At 51.5% G+C, this 18,089-nt stretch carries 15 protein-coding genes; all 15 read left to right on the plus strand.

The annotated features are described in order from the left end of the window. Positions 1 to 20 precede the first annotated feature (20 nt). The 15 genes from thrB to ileS all read left to right on the plus strand — a co-directional run bounded on the left by thrB (position 21) and on the right by ileS (position 18,042). A complete protein-coding gene (gene thrB / locus H6X83_RS05500) occupies positions 21 to 917 on the plus strand; it encodes a homoserine kinase (protein ID WP_212508139.1) in 897 nt (298 codons plus the stop codon). Between the two features lie 46 nt (positions 918 to 963). Next, positions 964 to 2,175: an aspartate kinase gene (locus tag H6X83_RS05505; RefSeq protein WP_212508140.1), complete on the plus strand. Its 1,212-nt coding sequence runs from the start codon at positions 964 to 966 to the stop codon at positions 2,173 to 2,175. 180 nt (positions 2,176 to 2,355) lie between these two features. Continuing rightward, a complete protein-coding gene (miaB, locus tag H6X83_RS05510; protein WP_246419520.1) occupies positions 2,356 to 3,768 on the plus strand; it encodes a tRNA (N6-isopentenyl adenosine(37)-C2)-methylthiotransferase MiaB in 1,413 nt (470 codons plus the stop codon). 57 nt (positions 3,769 to 3,825) lie between these two features. Then, the gene (locus H6X83_RS05515; protein ID WP_212508141.1) at positions 3,826 to 4,227 is read left to right on the plus strand and encodes a YlbF/YmcA family competence regulator; all 402 of its coding nucleotides are present in this window, start codon (positions 3,826 to 3,828) and stop codon (positions 4,225 to 4,227) included. A 38-nt stretch (positions 4,228 to 4,265) separates the two neighbouring features. Beyond that, positions 4,266 to 6,881 (plus strand): DNA mismatch repair protein MutS, encoded by a 2,616-nt coding sequence (mutS, locus tag H6X83_RS05520; protein ID WP_212508142.1) that lies wholly within the window; start codon positions 4,266 to 4,268, stop codon positions 6,879 to 6,881. 1 nt (position 6,882) lies between these two features. Further along, positions 6,883 to 7,365 (plus strand): GNAT family N-acetyltransferase, encoded by a 483-nt coding sequence (locus H6X83_RS05525; RefSeq protein WP_212508143.1) that lies wholly within the window; start codon positions 6,883 to 6,885, stop codon positions 7,363 to 7,365. Then, positions 7,366 to 7,983: an HD domain-containing protein gene (locus tag H6X83_RS05530; RefSeq protein ID WP_212508144.1), complete on the plus strand. Its 618-nt coding sequence runs from the start codon at positions 7,366 to 7,368 to the stop codon at positions 7,981 to 7,983. 20 nt (positions 7,984 to 8,003) lie between these two features. Next, positions 8,004 to 9,980, plus strand: a complete 1,977-nt coding sequence (gene mutL / locus H6X83_RS05535; protein WP_212508145.1) for a DNA mismatch repair endonuclease MutL — start codon at positions 8,004 to 8,006, stop codon at positions 9,978 to 9,980. Between the two features lie 178 nt (positions 9,981 to 10,158). Further along, positions 10,159 to 11,106, plus strand: a complete 948-nt coding sequence (miaA, locus tag H6X83_RS05540) for a tRNA (adenosine(37)-N6)-dimethylallyltransferase MiaA (protein WP_212508146.1) — start codon at positions 10,159 to 10,161, stop codon at positions 11,104 to 11,106. Next, positions 11,103 to 12,389 carry a biotin/lipoyl attachment domain-containing protein gene (locus H6X83_RS05545; protein WP_212508147.1) on the plus strand — a complete coding sequence of 429 codons (1,287 nt, stop codon included), beginning with the start codon at positions 11,103 to 11,105 and terminating at the stop codon, positions 12,387 to 12,389. The genes miaA and H6X83_RS05545 overlap by 4 nt, the downstream gene beginning before the upstream one ends. Next, positions 12,370 to 13,113, plus strand: a complete 744-nt coding sequence (locus H6X83_RS05550; RefSeq protein WP_246419528.1) for a YggS family pyridoxal phosphate-dependent enzyme — start codon at positions 12,370 to 12,372, stop codon at positions 13,111 to 13,113. The genes H6X83_RS05545 and H6X83_RS05550 overlap by 20 nt, the downstream gene beginning before the upstream one ends. Before the next feature lie 30 nt (positions 13,114 to 13,143). After that, positions 13,144 to 13,635, plus strand: coding sequence for a cell division protein SepF (locus tag H6X83_RS05555; protein WP_212508148.1), 492 nt, complete (start codon positions 13,144 to 13,146; stop codon positions 13,633 to 13,635). Beyond that, a complete protein-coding gene (locus tag H6X83_RS05560) occupies positions 13,635 to 14,384 on the plus strand; it encodes a YlmH family RNA-binding protein (protein ID WP_212508149.1) in 750 nt (249 codons plus the stop codon). Before H6X83_RS05555 ends, H6X83_RS05560 begins: the two co-directional genes overlap by 1 nt. Before the next feature lie 18 nt (positions 14,385 to 14,402). Continuing rightward, complete coding sequence (locus H6X83_RS05565) at positions 14,403 to 15,194, plus strand: DivIVA domain-containing protein (RefSeq protein ID WP_212508150.1); 792 nt, start codon at positions 14,403 to 14,405, stop codon at positions 15,192 to 15,194. Between the two features lie 55 nt (positions 15,195 to 15,249). Next, complete coding sequence (gene ileS / locus H6X83_RS05570) at positions 15,250 to 18,042, plus strand: isoleucine--tRNA ligase (RefSeq protein WP_212508151.1); 2,793 nt, start codon at positions 15,250 to 15,252, stop codon at positions 18,040 to 18,042. Positions 18,043 to 18,089 lie beyond the last annotated feature (47 nt).

An 18,089-nucleotide genomic window follows, 5' to 3' on the forward strand; every position in this document is an offset into this window, starting at 1 on the left:
TCGGTAGGGAGTAAGGAATTATGATACGCATACAAGTACCGGCAACCAGCGCCAATCTGGGTTCCGGCTTTGATTCACTCGGCATTGCACTGAATCTGTACAATCAGGTTTGGATGGAAGAATCGGACTCGATTGATATTTCCTGTAAAGACGATGTACAGGTGCCGCTGGATGAACATAATCTGATTTACTGGGCTGCAAAACAGCTGTATGAGCAGTGCGGCCGCAAGCTGCCGGGCATGAAAATCGTACAGCTGAACAATATCCCGATGGCGCGCGGGTTAGGCAGCAGTTCCGCCTGCATCGTTGCGGGTATTCTGGGTGCGAACCGCCTGCTTGGCAGTCCACTGGATACGAAGGAACTGGTGACCCTCGCAACGAAAATCGAGGGCCATCCGGACAATGTTGCCCCGGCACTGGAAGGCGGCCTGGTTGCTTCCGCGATTGAAGGCGGCAAGGTTTACAGTGTAAGTGTGCCGGTTTCCGACAAAATCAGCTTTGTAGTCTTTATTCCGCCGTTTGAGCTAAAAACAGAAAAGGCGCGTTCTGTGCTGCCGGACAGCTACAGCCGCGCGGATGCAGTGTATAATCTTTCCCGCTCCGCGCTGATGACAGCTTCGCTCTTTTCCGGCAATCTGGAAAACCTGCGCGTGGCTGTGCAGGATAAGATTCATCAGCCGTACCGTTCCGGCCTGATTGAAAATTACGACGATGTCTGCCGGATGAGCTACGAGCTTGGTACACTGGGAACCTGCATCAGCGGCGCTGGCCCGACCATTATTTCCATGGTAAAGGCGGAGGAAGCACAGAACTTTGAAAGAACGGCGCGGGCACATTTGGAAGATAAGGGCATGGGGGATTGGCAGGTAAAGCTGCTGATGACGGAATCCTGCGGTGCAAAGATTTTTATTGAGTAATTCTTGTGCTGTTTGATTGATTATAAGAAGATGGAGGATGAACTGTATGAGTCTTATTGTACAGAAGTTTGGCGGCAGTTCTGTGGCAAATGCAGAGAGGGTCTTTCATGTAGCAGAAATTGTCACGAACACCTACAAGCAGGGAAACGACGTGGTGGTGGTCGTTTCCGCGCAGGGCGATACAACGGATGACCTGATTGCCAAGGCAAATGAGATCAATCCGCACGCCAGCAAGCGTGAAATGGATATGCTGCTGACCGCAGGCGAGCAGATGAGTGCTTCGCTGATGGCAATGGCGATTGAAAAGCTGGGTTTCCCGGTGGTTTCCCTGCTGGGCTGGCAGGCGGGATTTGTTACCAGTACCGCGTATGGCAGCGCCCGTATTCACCGCGTGGAGCCGGACCGTATCCGCAAGGAACTGGACAAAAAGAACATTGTGGTTGTCACCGGCTTCCAGGGTGTTAACCGCTACGATGACATGACCACGCTGGGCCGCGGCGGCAGTGACACCAGTGCAGTTGCCATTGCAGCAACCATGCATGCGGACTTGTGCCAAATCTTTACGGATGTAGAGGGTGTGTTTACCGCAGACCCACGTAAAGTTAAGAATGCCAAAAAGCTCAGCTGTATTTCTTATGACGAAATGCTGGAGCTTGCCACACTGGGTGCGCAGGTTCTGAACAACCGCTCTGTTGAGATGGCAAAAAAATACGGCATTGAGCTGGAAGTACTCTCCAGCATGACCAACAAACCGGGTACAATCGTAAGGGAGGCTAATAAAGTGGAAGAGATGCTTATCAGCGGTGTTGCGAAGGATAATGACGTGGCCCGCATTTCAATTATCGGTGTGCCGGACCGTCCGGGCCTTGCATTCAAGATTTTCACAAAGCTTGCGGCAAAAAATGTGAACGTCGATATTATTCTGCAGTCTGTTGGCCGCAACGGAACCAAGGACATCAGCTTTACGGTTGGCCGCGATAACCTGCAGGACACCATGGACCTGCTCGGACCTTATGTGGAAATGATTGGTGCCACCAGTGTCGTGTATGACGACCATGTGGCAAAGGTCAGCATCGTCGGCGCCGGTATGGAATCTCACCCGGGTGTTGCTTCCACTATGTTTGAATCCCTGTTTGATGCCAACATCAACATTCAGATGATTTCCACAAGTGAAATTAAGATTTCTGTTCTGATTGATCAGGACGATGCCGATAAGGCAGTTTCTGTCATTCACAGAAAGTTTTATGGTGACAAGTAAGCGAAAAATTCACTTTTGCAAAGCTGCCGCGGCAAAGCATCCGCGGCGGCTTTTTGTTTTTTCGCAGGCGGAAAGCCTCCTTTTCTTGCCCTTTTCGGCGGAATATGCTATACTAAATTGCCAACCGCAAAATAATAATTTTGCAAAAGATTTTTGATATAAAATGGGGAGGGCTTGTTTTTGGCAGAACAGCTTGATACACAGACTGCCGCAGGGCAGCACTATACAGAGCAGCTGCGGGAAATTATGCAGGTGCGAAAGCGCGGGGAAGTGCCGCTTGCTTTTGTGCATACCTACGGCTGCCAGCAAAACGTGGCAGACAGTGAAAAAATCAAGGGCATGCTGGAAAAGATGGGCTTTGCCTTTACGGATACGCCGGAAAATGCCGATTTTATTCTGTTTAACACCTGCGCCGTACGAGAGCACGCAGAAGATCGTGTTTTCGGCAACGTCGGTGCGCTCAAAAACATCAAACGGCGGTTTCCCGGCGTCATCATTGCCCTGTGCGGCTGCATGATGGAGCAGGAACACGTTGCTCAGCGGATTCATGACAGTTATCCGTTTGTCAACCTGCTGTTTGGCACACATCAGATATGCAATTTTCCGCAACTGCTGTTCACCTGTATTACGGACAGCACACGTGTTTTTGCGCGCGGCGGAGAAGAACAAGATAAAGAAATTGCAGAAAACTTGCCGATTCACCGCGACGGCAAAACAAAGGCGTGGCTGACGGTTATGTACGGCTGTGACAATTTCTGCTCTTACTGTGTAGTGCCGTATGTGCGCGGGCGCGAACGTTCCCGCACACCGAAAGCGGTGCAGGCGGAGTTTGAAGGACTGGTGCGGCAGGGTTACAAGGACATTACCCTGCTGGGGCAGAACGTCAATTCCTATGGCAAAAAGCCGGACTGCGGTGTGAACTTTGCGCAGCTTTTAAAGCGTCTGGACGCAGTACCGGGGGACTACCGCATCCGCTTCATGACCAGCCACCCGAAGGACTGTACTCATGAACTGCTGGACGTTATGGCGGCGGGCAAACACATTGCACACCACCTGCATCTGCCGTTTCAGTCCGGCAATGACCGCGTGCTGAAAGAAATGAACCGGCACTATGACCGTGCAAAGTATTTGGAACTGATTGCGTACGCCAGAAGTGTGATGCCGGATTTGAGTTTGACCAGCGATGTAATTGTCGGTTTCCCCGGCGAAACCTACGAAGAATTCAAGGACACGGTTTCGCTGATTGAAAAAGTTGGCTTTACCAGCCTGTTTACGTTTATTTTCTCGCCGCGTGAAGGGACTCGCGCTGAAAAAATGCCGGATCCGATTCCAGCGGAAGAAAAGTCCCGTTGGTTTCAGGAACTGTGCGCAGCGCAGGAACAGATTGCGGCAAAGCGCTGTGCGTCTGCGGTCGGCACAGTGCAGCGGGTACTGGTGGAAGAAAAGAACCCCAAAACCGGTTTGCTCACCGGGCGCACCGGCGGCAACGTGGTAGTTGATTTTCCGGGTGAAGAGTCGCTGTGCGGTACTTTCCAGATGGTGAAAATCACCGCCGCACGCAACTGGATTTTAACCGGCGAACTCTGCGGGTAATTTCATTTTGTTTATCCATACTATTACTATAAAAAATCATTTTTAAGGAGAACTCACATGGACGTTATTGAAGCAACCAGAGAACTTGGCAAGGCACTGCAGGCAGACCCCCGTTTCACAAGAATGCAGGAAGTTGGCGCACAGTGCGACAAAGATAAGGAACTGCAGGAAATGGTCGGCGAGTTTAACCTCAAGCGTATGAACCTGAACAACGAAATGCAGAAAAAGCCGCAGGACGAAGAAAAGGTAAACAAGCTCAATGCGGAACTGCAGGAAGTTTACAAAAAGGTTATGGCGAACCCGAACATGATTATCTACAACGCGGCGCAGCAGGAAATGGATACACTGCTCAAGCGTGTTTACGGCATTATCTCCAAATGTGCGGACGGCGAAGACCCGGCTACTGCAGATTATGACGCCTGCACCCATGACTGCACCAGCTGTGGTGGCTGCCACTAATTTATATCCTGAAAACTGTTTGAGGAGGAACCCGGCACATGGCAAATCTTTCGCCAATGATGAAGCAGTACTTTGACATTAAAAAGCAGTATCCGGACACGATCCTGTTCTTTCGTCTAGGCGATTTTTATGAAATGTTCTATGACGACGCAAAGCTGGCGTCCCGTGAGCTGGACCTCACTCTGACCGGGCGCGACTGCGGGCAGGAGGAACGCGCACCCATGTGCGGTGTACCGTTCCACAGCTATGAAACGTATCTTGCGAAGCTGGTGGCAAAGGGCTACAAAGTCGCTATTTGTGAGCAGATGGAGGACCCGGCACTTGCCAAAGGTCTGGTGAAGCGCGACATTATCCGCGTAGTAACCCCCGGTACCGTTTTGGAAAGCAGTATGCTCGACGAATCCCGAAACAACTATATTTGCTCTGTCTACGTCCGCGGGAATACCGCGGGCGTCTGTTTTGCGGACATTTCTACGGGCGAACTTTATGCAACGGTACTGACGGCGGAACTTGCAGAGCAGCTGAAAAATGAGCTTTCCCGCTACTCTCCAAGTGAAATTCTGGTCAACAGCGCGGTGCTGGACTTTACCCAACTGCCTGACTTTATCCGCAACCGGCTGTCAGCCAGTCTGGAACTGCTGGAAGACGGCGAGTATGAGCAGCAAAAGACTACAGAGGAAGTGCAGAAACAATTCGGAGGCAAAACGCTGGAGGATTTAGAGCTGGCGGACAAGCCGGAACTGACAGCAGCATTAGGTGCGCTGTTTTCCTATCTGCACCGCACCCAGCGTACGGGAATTGAGCGAATTGCTTCTGTGCAGCTGTACAGCGGTGCGCAGTACATGAAGCTGGACCTCAGCGCGCGGCGCAATCTGGAACTGATTGAAACCATGCGCAGCAAGGAAAAGCGCGGTTCTCTGCTTTGGGTGCTTGACAAGACCCATACGCCTATGGGCAAGCGTTTGATTCGCACATGGATGGAACAGCCGCTGTTAAGCCCTGCTGCCATTAGCCGCCGCCTGAACGCGGTGGAGGAATTGACCGGTGACGCGGTGCTGCGGGATGAGATTGCCGAGGAACTCTCCGGCATCCATGACTTGGAGCGCGTGATGTCCCGCGTGGTATATGGCAGCGCAAATGGACGGGAGCTGCGTTCCCTGGAAAGTACTGCACGCCGCCTGCCGCCGCTGCGCTCTGCCATCAAAGGGGTACAGTCCCAGCTGCTTTGTTCAATTCTGGAGAACATTGACCCGCTTTCTGACATTGCAGATTTGGTCGACCGCGCGATTGTGGAGGAGCCGCCGTTTTCCCTGCGTGAGGGCGGCATCATCAGATCCGGCTTCAGTGAGGAACTGGACCTGCTCAAGGGCGATATGAGCAGCGGACGCGGGATTTTGGCGGATATTGAAGCAAAAGAGCGCGAGCGCACCGGAATACCAAAGCTGAAAGTCGGCTACAACCGCGTGTTTGGGTACTACATAGAAGTATCGAATGCCTACAAAGAACAAGTGCCGCCGGAGTATATCCGCAAGCAGACTCTGACAAACTGTGAGCGCTTTATTACGCCGGAACTGAAAGATCTGGAGGGCCGTATTCTTGGCGCACACGATAAAAGCGTGCAGCTGGAGCATTCGCTTTTTGAGCAGGTGCGCAAGGAAATCGCGGGGCAGATGGAGCGTGTGCAGCATACGGCTGTTGCAATTGCGCAGCTGGACGTGCTGCTCTCCTTTGCGCAGGTCAGTGTGGATAATCAGTATACCCGTCCAATCGTAGATATGAGTGGAAAACTGGAACTGCGTGAAAGCCGCCATCCGGTCGTAGAAGCGCTGCTGAACGCGCCTTTTGTACCGAATGATGTAACACTGGACAAAGACGAAAACCGCGTTGCCATCATTACAGGGCCGAATATGGCGGGTAAATCCACCTACATGCGGCAGGTGGCGCTGATTACGATTATGGCGCAGATTGGCTGTTTTGTGCCGGCGGCCTCTGCGCGGGTCGGTATTGCGGACGCAATTTTTACCCGTGTGGGTGCATCGGATGACCTTGCGGCGGGGCAGTCTACTTTCATGGTGGAAATGGCAGAGGTCGCGGACATTTTGAAGAATGCAACCTCCAACAGTCTGGTGATTCTGGACGAAATCGGCCGCGGTACTTCCACTTACGATGGCATGAGCATTGCGCGTGCGGTGGTGGAGTTTGTTGCAAACAAGCGGACGCTGGGTGCAAAAACGCTTTTTGCGACCCATTACCACGAACTGACCGTTTTGGAGGATTTGCTGGATGGCGTAAAAAATTATAATATTGCCTGCAAAAAGCACGGCGACGACATTACATTTTTGCGGCGAATTGTGCGCGGCGGTGCGGACGAAAGCTACGGCATTGAAGTGGCGAAGCTTGCCGGTGTGCCGAATAAAGTGGTAAAGCGCGCTAAGCAGATTCTGGCGGAACTGACCAGCGCGGCACCGGCGGTTCCGCAGAGCCGGAAGCTCGCAAAGCAGGAGGAAGCGGTGCCTTTACAAATGACGCTGACACCGCCAGGTGAAGCGGAAGCGTTGGAGCGTCTGCGTCAGATAGATGTAAACACCCTGACACCGATTGAATGTATGAATGAACTGTTTGAACTTGCCAAGATGGTCAAAGGAGGAAGCTGAAATGTCTGTAACAGTACGGTTAATGACGGCAAAAGATTACGAGGCGGCGGCACCGATGCTTTGCGGAATTCAAAATGTGCACGCAAAGGCGCGGCCCGACCAGTTTGTAATATGTAACGAATTTTCCCGTGAAAAATTCGAAAAAACTTTGGCGGAATCCTATGCCTTTTTAGCGGAAGCGGACGGAAAACCGGCGGGCTACTGTATTATGACCGAAAAACACTTTGACGGCAAGGAAGGTATAACAGTACCGCACTCCCTTGCGTTTGTGGAAGATTTGTTTGTCAAATCAGAATTTCGCAGGCAGGGCATCGGCGAACTGCTGATGAAAACCATGCAGGATAAAGCAAAAGAACGCAAATTGGGACACTTTGAATTGAAGGTTTGGTGTTTTAATGAAGGTGCGATTCATTTGTACGAAAAGCTCGGTTTCCGGCCGAAATACCTCTGCATGGAATTGCCGGACGGTTTGGCGGAGGAATAAATGCAACTCGATAAAGAAAGACTGCAGGTAATTTTGCGAAACGAATTGGAAGGGCAGCAGGACAGTGCCGGCCGCGGTGTTTGGACGGTTGACCACTGCATTCGCTCAGCGGAACTGGCACTTCAGCTTCGGCAGGCTGCCGGACTGCCCGAAACTTTGGACGAGCTGGTTTACACAGCGGCACTGTTCCATGATGTTTCGCATGACAGTGCAGAGCACAATGGCCATGCCGCCGCAGGCGCAAAACGGATGCGGAAGCTTTTGACCGGTGTGGTGGGGGATATGCTGCTGGAGCAGGCGGTGCAGATTGTCCACATACACGACGACCGCAAACCGGAGGACGGCCGCAGCGACGCGGCACATTTGGTGCAGGACGCGGACATGATTGACCACTTTGGTACGCTCTGTATCTGGGCAACCTTTGGCTATTCTGCCCTGCACGGCAGAAATTTACAGGACTCGCTGGAACATTTGCAGCGTGACCGTGAGAAATGCATAGGTTACATAAAACTTATGCACTTTGAGGTTTCCAGAGCGGAGCTTTCGCGCCGTCTGAACGCACAGCAGGCCTTTTTTGAGCTTGCACAGAAAGAGTCCAGCGGAATGCTGACAAATTAACAGAAAGTGTGGTGTAAGAAATGCCAAAAATTAATGTATTGGATAAGCACGTTGCGGAGCTGATTGCAGCGGGCGAGGTTGTGGAGCGGCCTGCCTCTGTGATTAAGGAACTGACAGAAAATACGATTGATGCAGGTGCTACGGCGGTGACAGTGGAAATTAAACATGGCGGGATTACCTTTATGCGTGTAACGGACAACGGCTGCGGAATTGCCCGCGAAGACGTGCCGCTGGCATTTCTGCGCCACGCAACCAGCAAGGTGAGCAGTCAGGAGGATCTGTCACATATCGGTACGCTGGGCTTCCGCGGGGAAGCGCTGGCTTCGATTGCGGCGGTTGCGCATGTAGAACTGCTTACCCGCACAGAAGGGGAACTTGCCGGCACACGCTACTTGATTTCCGGTGGGGAAGAGGAAGCCTGTGAGGATGCCGGCTGTGCGCAGGGTACTACCTTTGTAATGCGAGACCTCTTTTACAATACACCCGCGCGCATGAAATTCCTGAAAAAAGATGTGACCGAGGGCAACGCTTCCGCGGCGGTAGTAGACCACGCGGCCCTGTCACACCCGGAGGTCGCTTTTCGCTTTCTGCGCGACGGCAAAGAAACCCTGCATACGCCCGGTGACGGTAAACTGAAAAATTCTGTTTTTGCAGTTTTCGGCAGGGAGTTTACGCAGGGGCTGATTCCGGTCAAATACGAGCTGAACGGCGTAAAAGTTTGGGGCTATATCAGCAAACCCGTTGCATCCCGCCCGAACCGCAGTATGCAGAATTTCTTTTTGAACGGCCGATATGTGAAGTCCAAAACCGCAATGGTCGCCATGGAGGAGGCCTTTAAGGGCAGTCTGATGGTTGGGCGTTTCCCCGCGTGCGTACTGCACCTGCAGGTGGACTTTTCCGCGGTGGATGTCAATGTACACCCAAGCAAAATAGAAATTCGCTTCATGAATGAAAAGCCTATCTTTGAAGCGGTATATCACGGTGTGAAAACCGCCCTACAGCAGGAGGACGCACCGAGCGTACTCAAGCTGAATCCGGCGCAGACACAGACCAAACCTGTACTGCTCAATGCGCCGGTTTCTCCGGTGCAGCAAGTGCCACTGATGCCTGTAAAGGGCGGTGTTCCTGCAGTACATGACAGTGCGACGTTTGAACGGCGTGAGGCACTGAAAACGCCTGAAAATACTGACGAATTTCCTGTGAAGCTAGAAACTTTACAGACTGAAAATTTGTTTGAAAAAGCACGCCAGTCGGATGAGCAGATTTTTGCCGAGAAAGGGAATCGCTTTACAGACAGAATTGAGTCAATGCCGCCACAGCTGCAGCCGGATGCGGTAACAGATTCCAAGCCACAGTTGGCGCAGAAATCTTTAAAAACGGATACGGAGGAAGCAGCAGACCCCGAACCATATTCCGCTCAGAATACAGACGAAGTACCGCTAAAGCTGGTGGGCGAAGCATTCAGCACGTACATCCTTGTTCAACAGGGGGACGATGAACTGCGCGTAATTGACAAGCACGCAGCGCACGAACGGATGCTTTATGAAAAACTAAAAGCAGAGGCGAGTGAGCCGGAGCAGCAGCTGCTGCTTGCGCCGGTAGCCGTTACCCTTTCCAAAGAAGAATATTCGGCGATATTGCAGAATCTGGAGGTGCTCGCAAAAGCTGGCTTTGAAGTTGAGGACTTTGGTTCCGGTACAGTGCTGGTTCGCAGCGTGCCGGTCATGCTGCAGGAGGATTTGCAGGCAGCGGTGGAGGAGATTGCCGGTTACCTTGCGGAGAGCCGCACCAGTATTTTAACGGAAAAGCTAGACTGGCTGTATCACAATATTGCCTGCCGCGCGGCTATCAAGGCGGGGGATGAGAGCACACCAATGGAACTTGCACAGTTGGTAACCCGTCTGGAAAAAGAGGATATTCGTTACTGCCCACACGGTCGTCCGGTGTCTATTGTGCTGAAGCGCAGGGACTTGGAGCATCAGTTCGGCAGAATCTAAAATCGCATTTTCCATAAAATTACCAATTTATTTCTAACAAATTTGTTATGAATTCATTTGATTTTTTGCCTGTATTCGTTTAAAATGTTATGTGAGTTTACATAATCATGAAACACGGCAGGCCGCGCTGCTTTGCAGAAAGGCAGAACAAAAACAGTTCAGAGGTGCATTTGCGAAAATGAAAAGAATCCCCGTGGCAGTTGTTGCCGGGCCAACCGCATCCGGAAAAACAAAGCTTGCCGTTTCCTTGTGCAAAGCGCTTGACGGTGAGGTCATTTCTGCGGATTCCATGCAGATTTATCAGGGCATGCAGATTGCCAGTGCAAAACCTACCCTGGAAGAAATGGATGGCGTGCCGCACCATCTGTTGGATTTTCAGCCGCTGGGGAAGCCGTTCAGCGTTGCGGATTATGTGGAACTTGCAGGCAAAACGGTGCAGAACATTCACGATGCCGGAAAGCTGCCGGTAATCGCGGGCGGAACGGGTCTTTATATTCGCAGTCTGCTGCAGGGAATTGACTTTGCGCCGCAGAACGCCGATCCGGCAGTTCGCGCGGAACTTGAGGCAGCGGAACAGCGTGAAGGGATAGAGCCGCTTTATGAAGAGTTGGGGCGTGTTGACCCGCAGGCGGCGCAGGCAATTCATCCGAACAATAAAAAACGGGTTATCCGCGCATTGGAAATGTACCGTACAACCGGCCGCACTATGGCAGAGAATGCAGCACTTTCCCGCCGAAAAGAAAGTCCCTATGAAGCCTGCTTCCTCTGCCTTGCCTTTCGGGACAGGCAGAAGCTGTATGACCGCATTAATCAGCGTGTGGACAGCATGCTGGAAGCCGGATTAGTGCAGGAAGCAAAGGAAGTGTTTGCTTCCTGCGGCCCGACCGCGGTGCAGGCAATCGGCTATAAGGAACTGCAGCCGTATTTTCGCGGAACATGTTCGCTGGAAGCCGCGGCGGAGTCCATCAAACGGGAAACCCGCCGCTACGCTAAGCGGCAGCTGACGTGGTTTCGCAGGGAAGAAACCGCCCAGTGGCTTTGGGTGGATGATTATCCGGATACAGCAGCACTTGCTGAAAGTGCACTGCAAAAAGTACAGCTCTTTTTGAAAGGATGCAGCCTATGAACATGAACAGTCTGTGGCTGAAAAGAATTGTGTCAGGAACCATTGCGGCTTTGATTCTGATTTTTGTAGGATATCAGGTTTATCACGCGAATTTTGTGCGGCAGAAAACCGAAACGGCGCTGTACAAAACCGCCGAAGAATCCATTACTGTGAATGGCTACGCGGTTCGGCAGGAACAGCTGGTGACCAATGACAACGGCGGTGTGCTGCAGTACGATATTGAGGACGGCGGCAAGGTGGACAAAGGCGGCACAGTTGCACACGCCTACAAAAGTGTGGAGGATGCGGGTGTTCTGCAGAAAAAAGAACGCTTGACACAGGAACTGACCAGTCTGCAGGAACTTGCCAGCCAGGGGTCTTACGCGGATGCCAATGCAGATAATATGGATTCTCTGCTGAATGACCAGCTGCTCAATGTCATACAGGATGCCAAAGACGGGGATGCCGATATTTCCGATTCCCGGCTGAAACTGCTTTCTCTGCTGAATCAAAAGCAGCTTGCCGGCGGACAGGTTAAGAATTTTTCCGCACGCATCAGTGCTTTGCAGCAGCAGATTTCTGCCCTGAACTCCAGCGGTAACGGGGAGGAACTGGGCAAAGTCAGTGCGTCGGCCTCCGGCTACTTTACGAGCAAGGCAGACGGCTATGAGTCCGTTTTCAGCTATACAAATGTCAAGGAGCTGTTCCCGGAAAATCTGGCCGACTCTGTCAAACCGACGGCGGTGCCGAAAAATGTGGTCGGCAAGGTCTGCTCACAGTTTAACTGGTACTACGCCTGCGTGGTAAATGCCGCGGATGCCGCAAAACTGAAGCCGGACACCAGTGTAAAAATCACATTTCCATTTGCAAGTTCCGCTTCGGCAAATGCCACTGTGGTGCGCATTAACCAAAAAACAAAGACCTCAAGCGCGGCAGTTATTCTTGAGTGCAACGTAATGGACAGTGCACTGGCTAATATTCGCCACGAAACGGCGAAAATTACAATTAATACTTATCAGGGAATTCAAATCAGCCAGAAAACGGTTCATTTTGAAAAGGTCAAACAGACCGTAAAGCAGGATGGAAAAGAAGTTGAGCAGGTAAAAACCGTCGAGGGTGTTTTTGTTATGTACGGCATAGAAATGAAGTTTAAGCAGATTGTGCCGCTTTACAGTGATGGTACTTACATCTATTGCGACCCGAATCCGGATTCCAGCCTGCTGGCTACCAGTGAAAGCGTTCAGCTTTATGATGAAGTCATTATAGAAGGAAAGGGACTTTCTGATGGAAAAATCATTGAGTGACGAAGAACTGCAGAAGCGTTTTCAGGATGTGGAAGAAAACCTGAAAATTGTAGAGGAGAACATTGCCGCTGCGGCAGAGTGTTCCGGCCGCAGGCGGGAGGACATTACCCTGCTGGCGGCAACGAAAACCGTGCCGGTGGAGGTCATCAACCACGGGATTGAGGCGGGCATCCGCTGTATTGGTGAAAACCGCGTGCAGGAGCTGACCGAAAAGTATGACGGCTACCGGAAAGACTTGGCGGATGTGCAGTTTATCGGCCACCTGCAGACTAACAAAGTGAAGTACCTGATTGGCCGCGTCAGTATGATTCAGAGCATTGACAGCGAAAAGCTGGCAAAGGAAGTTTCCCGGCTTTCCGTGCGTGACGGCCTTACCACCGATATTTTGCTGGAAGTGAATATCGGCAGGGAAGAAAACAAATCGGGCGTTTTGCCGGAAAATTTGGAAGAACTTCTCGGAATAGTTTCAAAGATGCCGAACGTCTGTGTGAAAGGGTTAATGGCAATTCCCCCCGCAGATGCACAGCCGAAAGAAACTTTTGCGTATTTCACTAAAATGCGTCAATATTTTGTTGACATAAGCACGAAAAAAATAGATAATGTTAATATGCAGCTTCTCTCAATGGGAATGTCCGCGGATTATCCAATGGCCATTGAGGCCGGCGCAAACATGGTTCGCGTGGGTTCCGCCCTGTTTGGAGCAAGAGATTATTCTAAAAAGTAAAAGCACATAATTTTAGGAGGGCTTATTAATATGGCAGGACTGATGCAGAAATTCAAGGATTTATGGAATCCTCCTGAGGAAGAATACGGCGACTACGACTATGAGGCGGAACAGCCGGAAGAAGAACCTGCACGTCCACGCGCAGAAGAGCGCCGGCAGCCTTCTTCTTACCGCCGTTCTGAGCAGTCGTCCGCCCGTTCAGATTCTGATGGCAAGGTTGTAAATCTGAATGCTTCTGCGGCACAGCTGCAGGTTGTGATTTTTAAGCCGGAGCACTTCGGCGAAGAAACCTGCGCTGTGGCAGATGAACTGCTGCACGGCAACACAGTTGTGCTGAATCTGGAGGATACACAGAAGGATATTTCCCGCCGCATTATTGACTTCTTGAGCGGTGTTGCCTATGCTAATGGCGGAAAAATCAAGCGTGTTGCTACCAATACATTCATCATAACGCCTTACAATGTGGATTTGATGGGCGAAGAGGCAATGGATGAAACTGAAAGCAGCGGTGCTTACTTCTGATGCAGACAGAGGATGAAATCCTGCGTGCAAAGCTGCGGGATGCGGTTCGTTTGGCACGCAGCGGCAGCGGGGCGCACTTTGTGGGCTTTCTGGATGAGCATGAAGCTGCTGTGGCGGAAGCATTTGTGCAGGCAGAGCACTTTGCAGACTACATGCTGTGGGGTGGCTTCCCGGAAGCGGAGCGCGTTTGCTTCGGTGCTTTTCCGGAGTGGATGGAGCCTGCCGGTGATGCATTTCCAATCGAAACCGTTACGGTAGCTTTTCGCAGCTGTGACAGCCTTTCACACCGGGATTTTCTCGGTGCGCTGATTGGTGCAGGCATTACCCGCGAAGTGCTGGGAGATATTCTGCCGGAAGACGGCAGGTGTGTCTTTTTTCTGCGCAGCGAGATGGCCGATTTTCTGCTTTCACAGATTACAAAAATCGGCAGGGTCGGTGTAAAACTGCAAAGAGGAGCCGCGCTGTCCCTGCCGCAGGCACACCATTACCAGCCATTTTCCACCGTAATTGCTTCCGCAAGGCTTGACTGCGTTGCGGCGGCCTGCACCGGTTTAAGCCGGGAAAAGGCGCGGGTGCTGCTGAGCAGCGGTGCCGTGCAGGTAGACCATGTTTCTGTATGCGATGCGGATTTCGCAGTGCGGGAAGGGTCGCTTCTGTCCGTTCGCGGAAAGGGCAGATTTCGGATTGATGCTTTGAGTCAGCCGACTAAGAAAGGTCGGTTGCGGCTGGAAGGTCGAAAGTTTATATAATTTTGGAGGTCAAGGCAGATGCTGTCATTGAATGATATCAAACACAAAAGATTTCAGAAAGCAAGCCTTCGCGGCGGGTATATGCGTGAAGAGGTAGACGATTTTCTGGATGAAGTTGAGTCTTCCTATGACGCGCTGATACAGAAAACAGCTGAACAGCACGATGAACTGGAGCGCAGGGATGCCCGTGCCCGTCAGCTGCAGGATAAAATCAAGGAACTGGAAAACCAAATTGAAAAGTACCGCAAAGAAGAGGACGAGATTAAAGAAGCCCTCGTCAGTGCGCAGAAAATGCGGGATGCTTCTGTGCGGGAAGCACGCCATCAGGCGGAAGCAATTTTGAATGACGCCAACTTGAAAGCGAAAGACATTGTTGCAAGTGCATCCAGGGAAATTGACGGGCAGAAGGAAAAGCTGCAGGAAATGAAGCAGGCAGTCACGGACTTCCGTTCCACTTTGCTGAACCTTTACAAGCAGCATATTACGCTGATCAATGACCTGCCGCATCAGGAGCCAAAACAGCCGGAAGTTAAAGAAGCGGAAGAAGAAACGGCTGAGCCGGAGACAGAGGAAGCGCCAGCAGCGGATGAACCACCCGTGGCAACGGGCAATTCCACACAGGAATCCGCTGAGGATGATAAACCGGAACCGGTAACTTTCGCTACTACAGAGGATGAGCCGGATTACCTGACGGCAAAGCCGTTTGAACCGGTTCATACTGAAAAAGAAACAAAATCTCCCGTTGCCTTTGGCGAGGAGTATGACTTAGACGATGATGACGCCTCTGAAATTTTCAGCAGAAGACGTTGATTTCATAAAAATTAGCTTGTGTGCAGCGTGAACGTTGAAGGAGAGAAGAACACCGATGGATTATAAAAGCACTCTGAATTTGCCAAAAACTGAATTCCCGATGCAGGCGCATTTGCCCAAACGGGAGCCGGATACTCTTGCGGCGTGGGAAACAGAAGACCTGTACGGTCAGGTCATGAAAAAAAATGAGGGCAAGCCGGTTTATGTCTTGCATGATGGCCCTCCGTATGCAAACGGCGATATCCATCTGGGAACCGCTCTCAACAAAGTTCTGAAAGATATGATTGTCCGTTCCAAGAACATGTCCGGTTTTCAGGCGCCGTATGTTCCCGGCTGGGATACGCATGGCCTGCCGACCGAGCTGAAAGCCCGCAAAAAGGCTGGTGTTACTAACAGTGAAACGATTTCTGATGTAGAACTGCGCAAAATTTGCCGTGAATTCGCGCTTTCCTACATTGACGGTCAGCGCAATGAATTTAAGCGTCTGGGTGGTCTTGGCGATTGGTCCCATCCATACGTTACCCTGACGCATGACTATGAAGCAAAGCAAATTGAAATTTTTTCTAATATGTGCGAAAAAGGTCTGATTTACAAGGGCCTTAAGCCAGTTTACTGGTGCCCGGACTGCAAAACCGCACTGGCAGAAGCTGAAATTGAGTACGCAGAGGATCCCTGCGATTCCATTTACGTAAAATTCCGTGTAACAGATGACAAGGGTTTCCTGACCGCAAAGGGTGCTGATCTTGCGCACACCTATTTTGTCATTTGGACAACTACCACCTGGACAATTCCCGCAAACGAAGCGATTTGCCTCGGCCCGGATTTTGAGTATTCTTTGATTCAGTGTGACGGTGAATATTACGTAATGGCTTCTGCACTGTATGAATCTGCTATGGCGGAAGCAGGCAAGACCGGTTATTCTGTTGTTGCAACCTTTAAGGGCAGCGAGTGCGAATACATGAAGGCAAAGCACCCGTTCCTGGATCGCGAATCTTTGGTTATTGTCGGTGACCATGTTACATTGGACAGCGGTACTGGCTGTGTTCATACAGCTCCCGGCCACGGCGTTGATGACTACAATGTCTGCCATGACCATTATCAGGAACTGCCGATTATTGTTCCGGTGGACGCAAACGGCCGCATGACCGAGGAAGCCGGCGAGCGCTTTGCGGGCCTGACAACCGGTGAAGCCAACAAAGCGATTGCGGATTATTTGATTGAAATCGGTGCAATGTTTGCGCGCAAAAAGATTATTCACCAGTATCCGCACTGCTGGCGCTGCAAAAAGCCGATTCTGTTCCGTGCAACCGAGCAGTGGTTCTGCTCTGTGGACGCGATTAAGGACAAGGCAGTTGAGGAAATCAACAAAGTACAGTGGATTCCGGCTTGGGGTCGTGACCGCATTACCTCTATGGTGCGTGAGCGCAACGACTGGTGTATTTCCCGTCAGCGCCGCTGGGGTGTGCCGATTCCGATTTTCTACTGTAAAGATTGCGGCGAGCCGCTCATAAGCAAAGAAGCTATGGCGAACGTTTCCAAGCTATTTGCAGAAAAGGGCAGTGACGCGTGGTATACAACAGAGGCCAAAGATATTGTGCCGCAGGGAACAAAGTGCAGCAAGTGCGGCTGCACAGAATTCACCAAAGAGCATGATATCATGGATGTTTGGTTCGACTCTGGCGTTTCTCACGCTGCGGTTGCCGATCAGCGCCCGCAGCTGCATTGGCCTGCTGATCTTTATCTGGAGGGTGCTGACCAGTACCGTGGCTGGTTCCAGTCCAGTTTGCTGACCAGTACTGCGTGGCGCGGTCAGGCTCCGTATAAGGCCGTGTGTACACACGGCTGGGTAGTTGACGGCGAGGGCCGCAAGATGAGTAAGTCCCTTGGCAACGGCATTGACCCGCAGGAGATTATCGACCAGTATGGTGCTGACATTCTGCGCTTGTGGGTTGCTTCATCTGATTACCATGCGGATATCCGTGTTTCCAAAGAAATCCTCAAGCAGCTTTCCGATGCATACCGAAAAATCCGCAATACCGCGCGTTATATGCTGGGCAACCTGCACGATTTTGACCCGGATAAGGATGCAGTACCGGAAGCCGACTTGCAGGAAATTGACCGTTGGGCGCTGTGTAAGTTTGATGAACTCATTGGCAAAGTCCGCGAGGGATACGATACCTTTGAGTTCCATAATGCATACCATGCGATTCACAATTTCTGTGTTGTGGACATGAGTAACTTCTATTTGGACGTTGCAAAAGACCGCCTTTACACGGAAAAAACGGACAGCAAGACTCGCCGTGCCGTACAGACGGTGATGTATACCATCCTTAGCGGTATGACGCGTCTGGTTGCGCCGATTCTGGCATATACCAGTGAGGAAATTTGGAAGTCTATGCAGCATGCTTCAGCTGAAGATGCAGGTTCTGTCATGCTCAACGAGTTCCCGAAAGCAAGCGGCGTGAAAGTGGATGACGAATTCCTGGCACACTGGGATCGTATCCACGCAGTACGTGATGACGTGAAAAAGGCTTTGGAGCAGGCACGCAAGCAGAAAGTGATTGGTGCTTCACTGGACGCAAAGGTTCAGCTGTTCTGCACAGGTGAATTGTACGACTTTGTGAAGAGTGTAGAGGCTGAACTGCTGCCAGTGCTCATTGTTTCCGCAGTTGAAGTGGTTAACGGCGGAACCGGTGAGTACACCGAAGTTGCACTGGAAAACTTCTCTGTTACCGTTTCCCACGCAGAGGGTGAAAAATGCGCACGCTGCTGGATGTACAGTGACACCGTTGGCAAGGATGCCGCACACCCGGATGTTTGTGAGCGCTGCGCGCACGTTCTTGCGTAAAAAATGAAAATCAGCGGGGCGGGAAACTGCTCCGCTTTTTGTATATC

It is taken from the genome of Caproicibacterium amylolyticum (genome assembly GCF_014467055.1).
GTDB lineage: Bacteria > Bacillota > Clostridia > Oscillospirales > Acutalibacteraceae > Caproicibacterium > Caproicibacterium amylolyticum.

Coding starts and splice junctions, on each gene's coding strand:
- thrB (WP_212508139.1), top strand. CDS start 21: ATGATACGCATACAAGTACCGGCAACCAGCGCCAATCTGGGTTCCGGC.
- H6X83_RS05505 (WP_212508140.1), top strand. CDS start 964: ATGAGTCTTATTGTACAGAAGTTTGGCGGCAGTTCTGTGGCAAATGCA.
- H6X83_RS05515 (WP_212508141.1), top strand. CDS start 3,826: ATGGACGTTATTGAAGCAACCAGAGAACTTGGCAAGGCACTGCAGGCA.
- mutS (WP_212508142.1), top strand. CDS start 4,266: ATGGCAAATCTTTCGCCAATGATGAAGCAGTACTTTGACATTAAAAAG.
- H6X83_RS05525 (WP_212508143.1), top strand. CDS start 6,883: ATGTCTGTAACAGTACGGTTAATGACGGCAAAAGATTACGAGGCGGCG.
- H6X83_RS05530 (WP_212508144.1), top strand. CDS start 7,366: ATGCAACTCGATAAAGAAAGACTGCAGGTAATTTTGCGAAACGAATTG.
- mutL (WP_212508145.1), top strand. CDS start 8,004: ATGCCAAAAATTAATGTATTGGATAAGCACGTTGCGGAGCTGATTGCA.
- miaA (WP_212508146.1), top strand. CDS start 10,159: ATGAAAAGAATCCCCGTGGCAGTTGTTGCCGGGCCAACCGCATCCGGA.
- H6X83_RS05545 (WP_212508147.1), top strand. CDS start 11,103: ATGAACATGAACAGTCTGTGGCTGAAAAGAATTGTGTCAGGAACCATT.
- H6X83_RS05550 (WP_246419528.1), top strand. CDS start 12,370: ATGGAAAAATCATTGAGTGACGAAGAACTGCAGAAGCGTTTTCAGGAT.
- H6X83_RS05555 (WP_212508148.1), top strand. CDS start 13,144: ATGGCAGGACTGATGCAGAAATTCAAGGATTTATGGAATCCTCCTGAG.
- H6X83_RS05560 (WP_212508149.1), top strand. CDS start 13,635: ATGCAGACAGAGGATGAAATCCTGCGTGCAAAGCTGCGGGATGCGGTT.
- H6X83_RS05565 (WP_212508150.1), top strand. CDS start 14,403: ATGCTGTCATTGAATGATATCAAACACAAAAGATTTCAGAAAGCAAGC.
- ileS (WP_212508151.1), top strand. CDS start 15,250: ATGGATTATAAAAGCACTCTGAATTTGCCAAAAACTGAATTCCCGATG.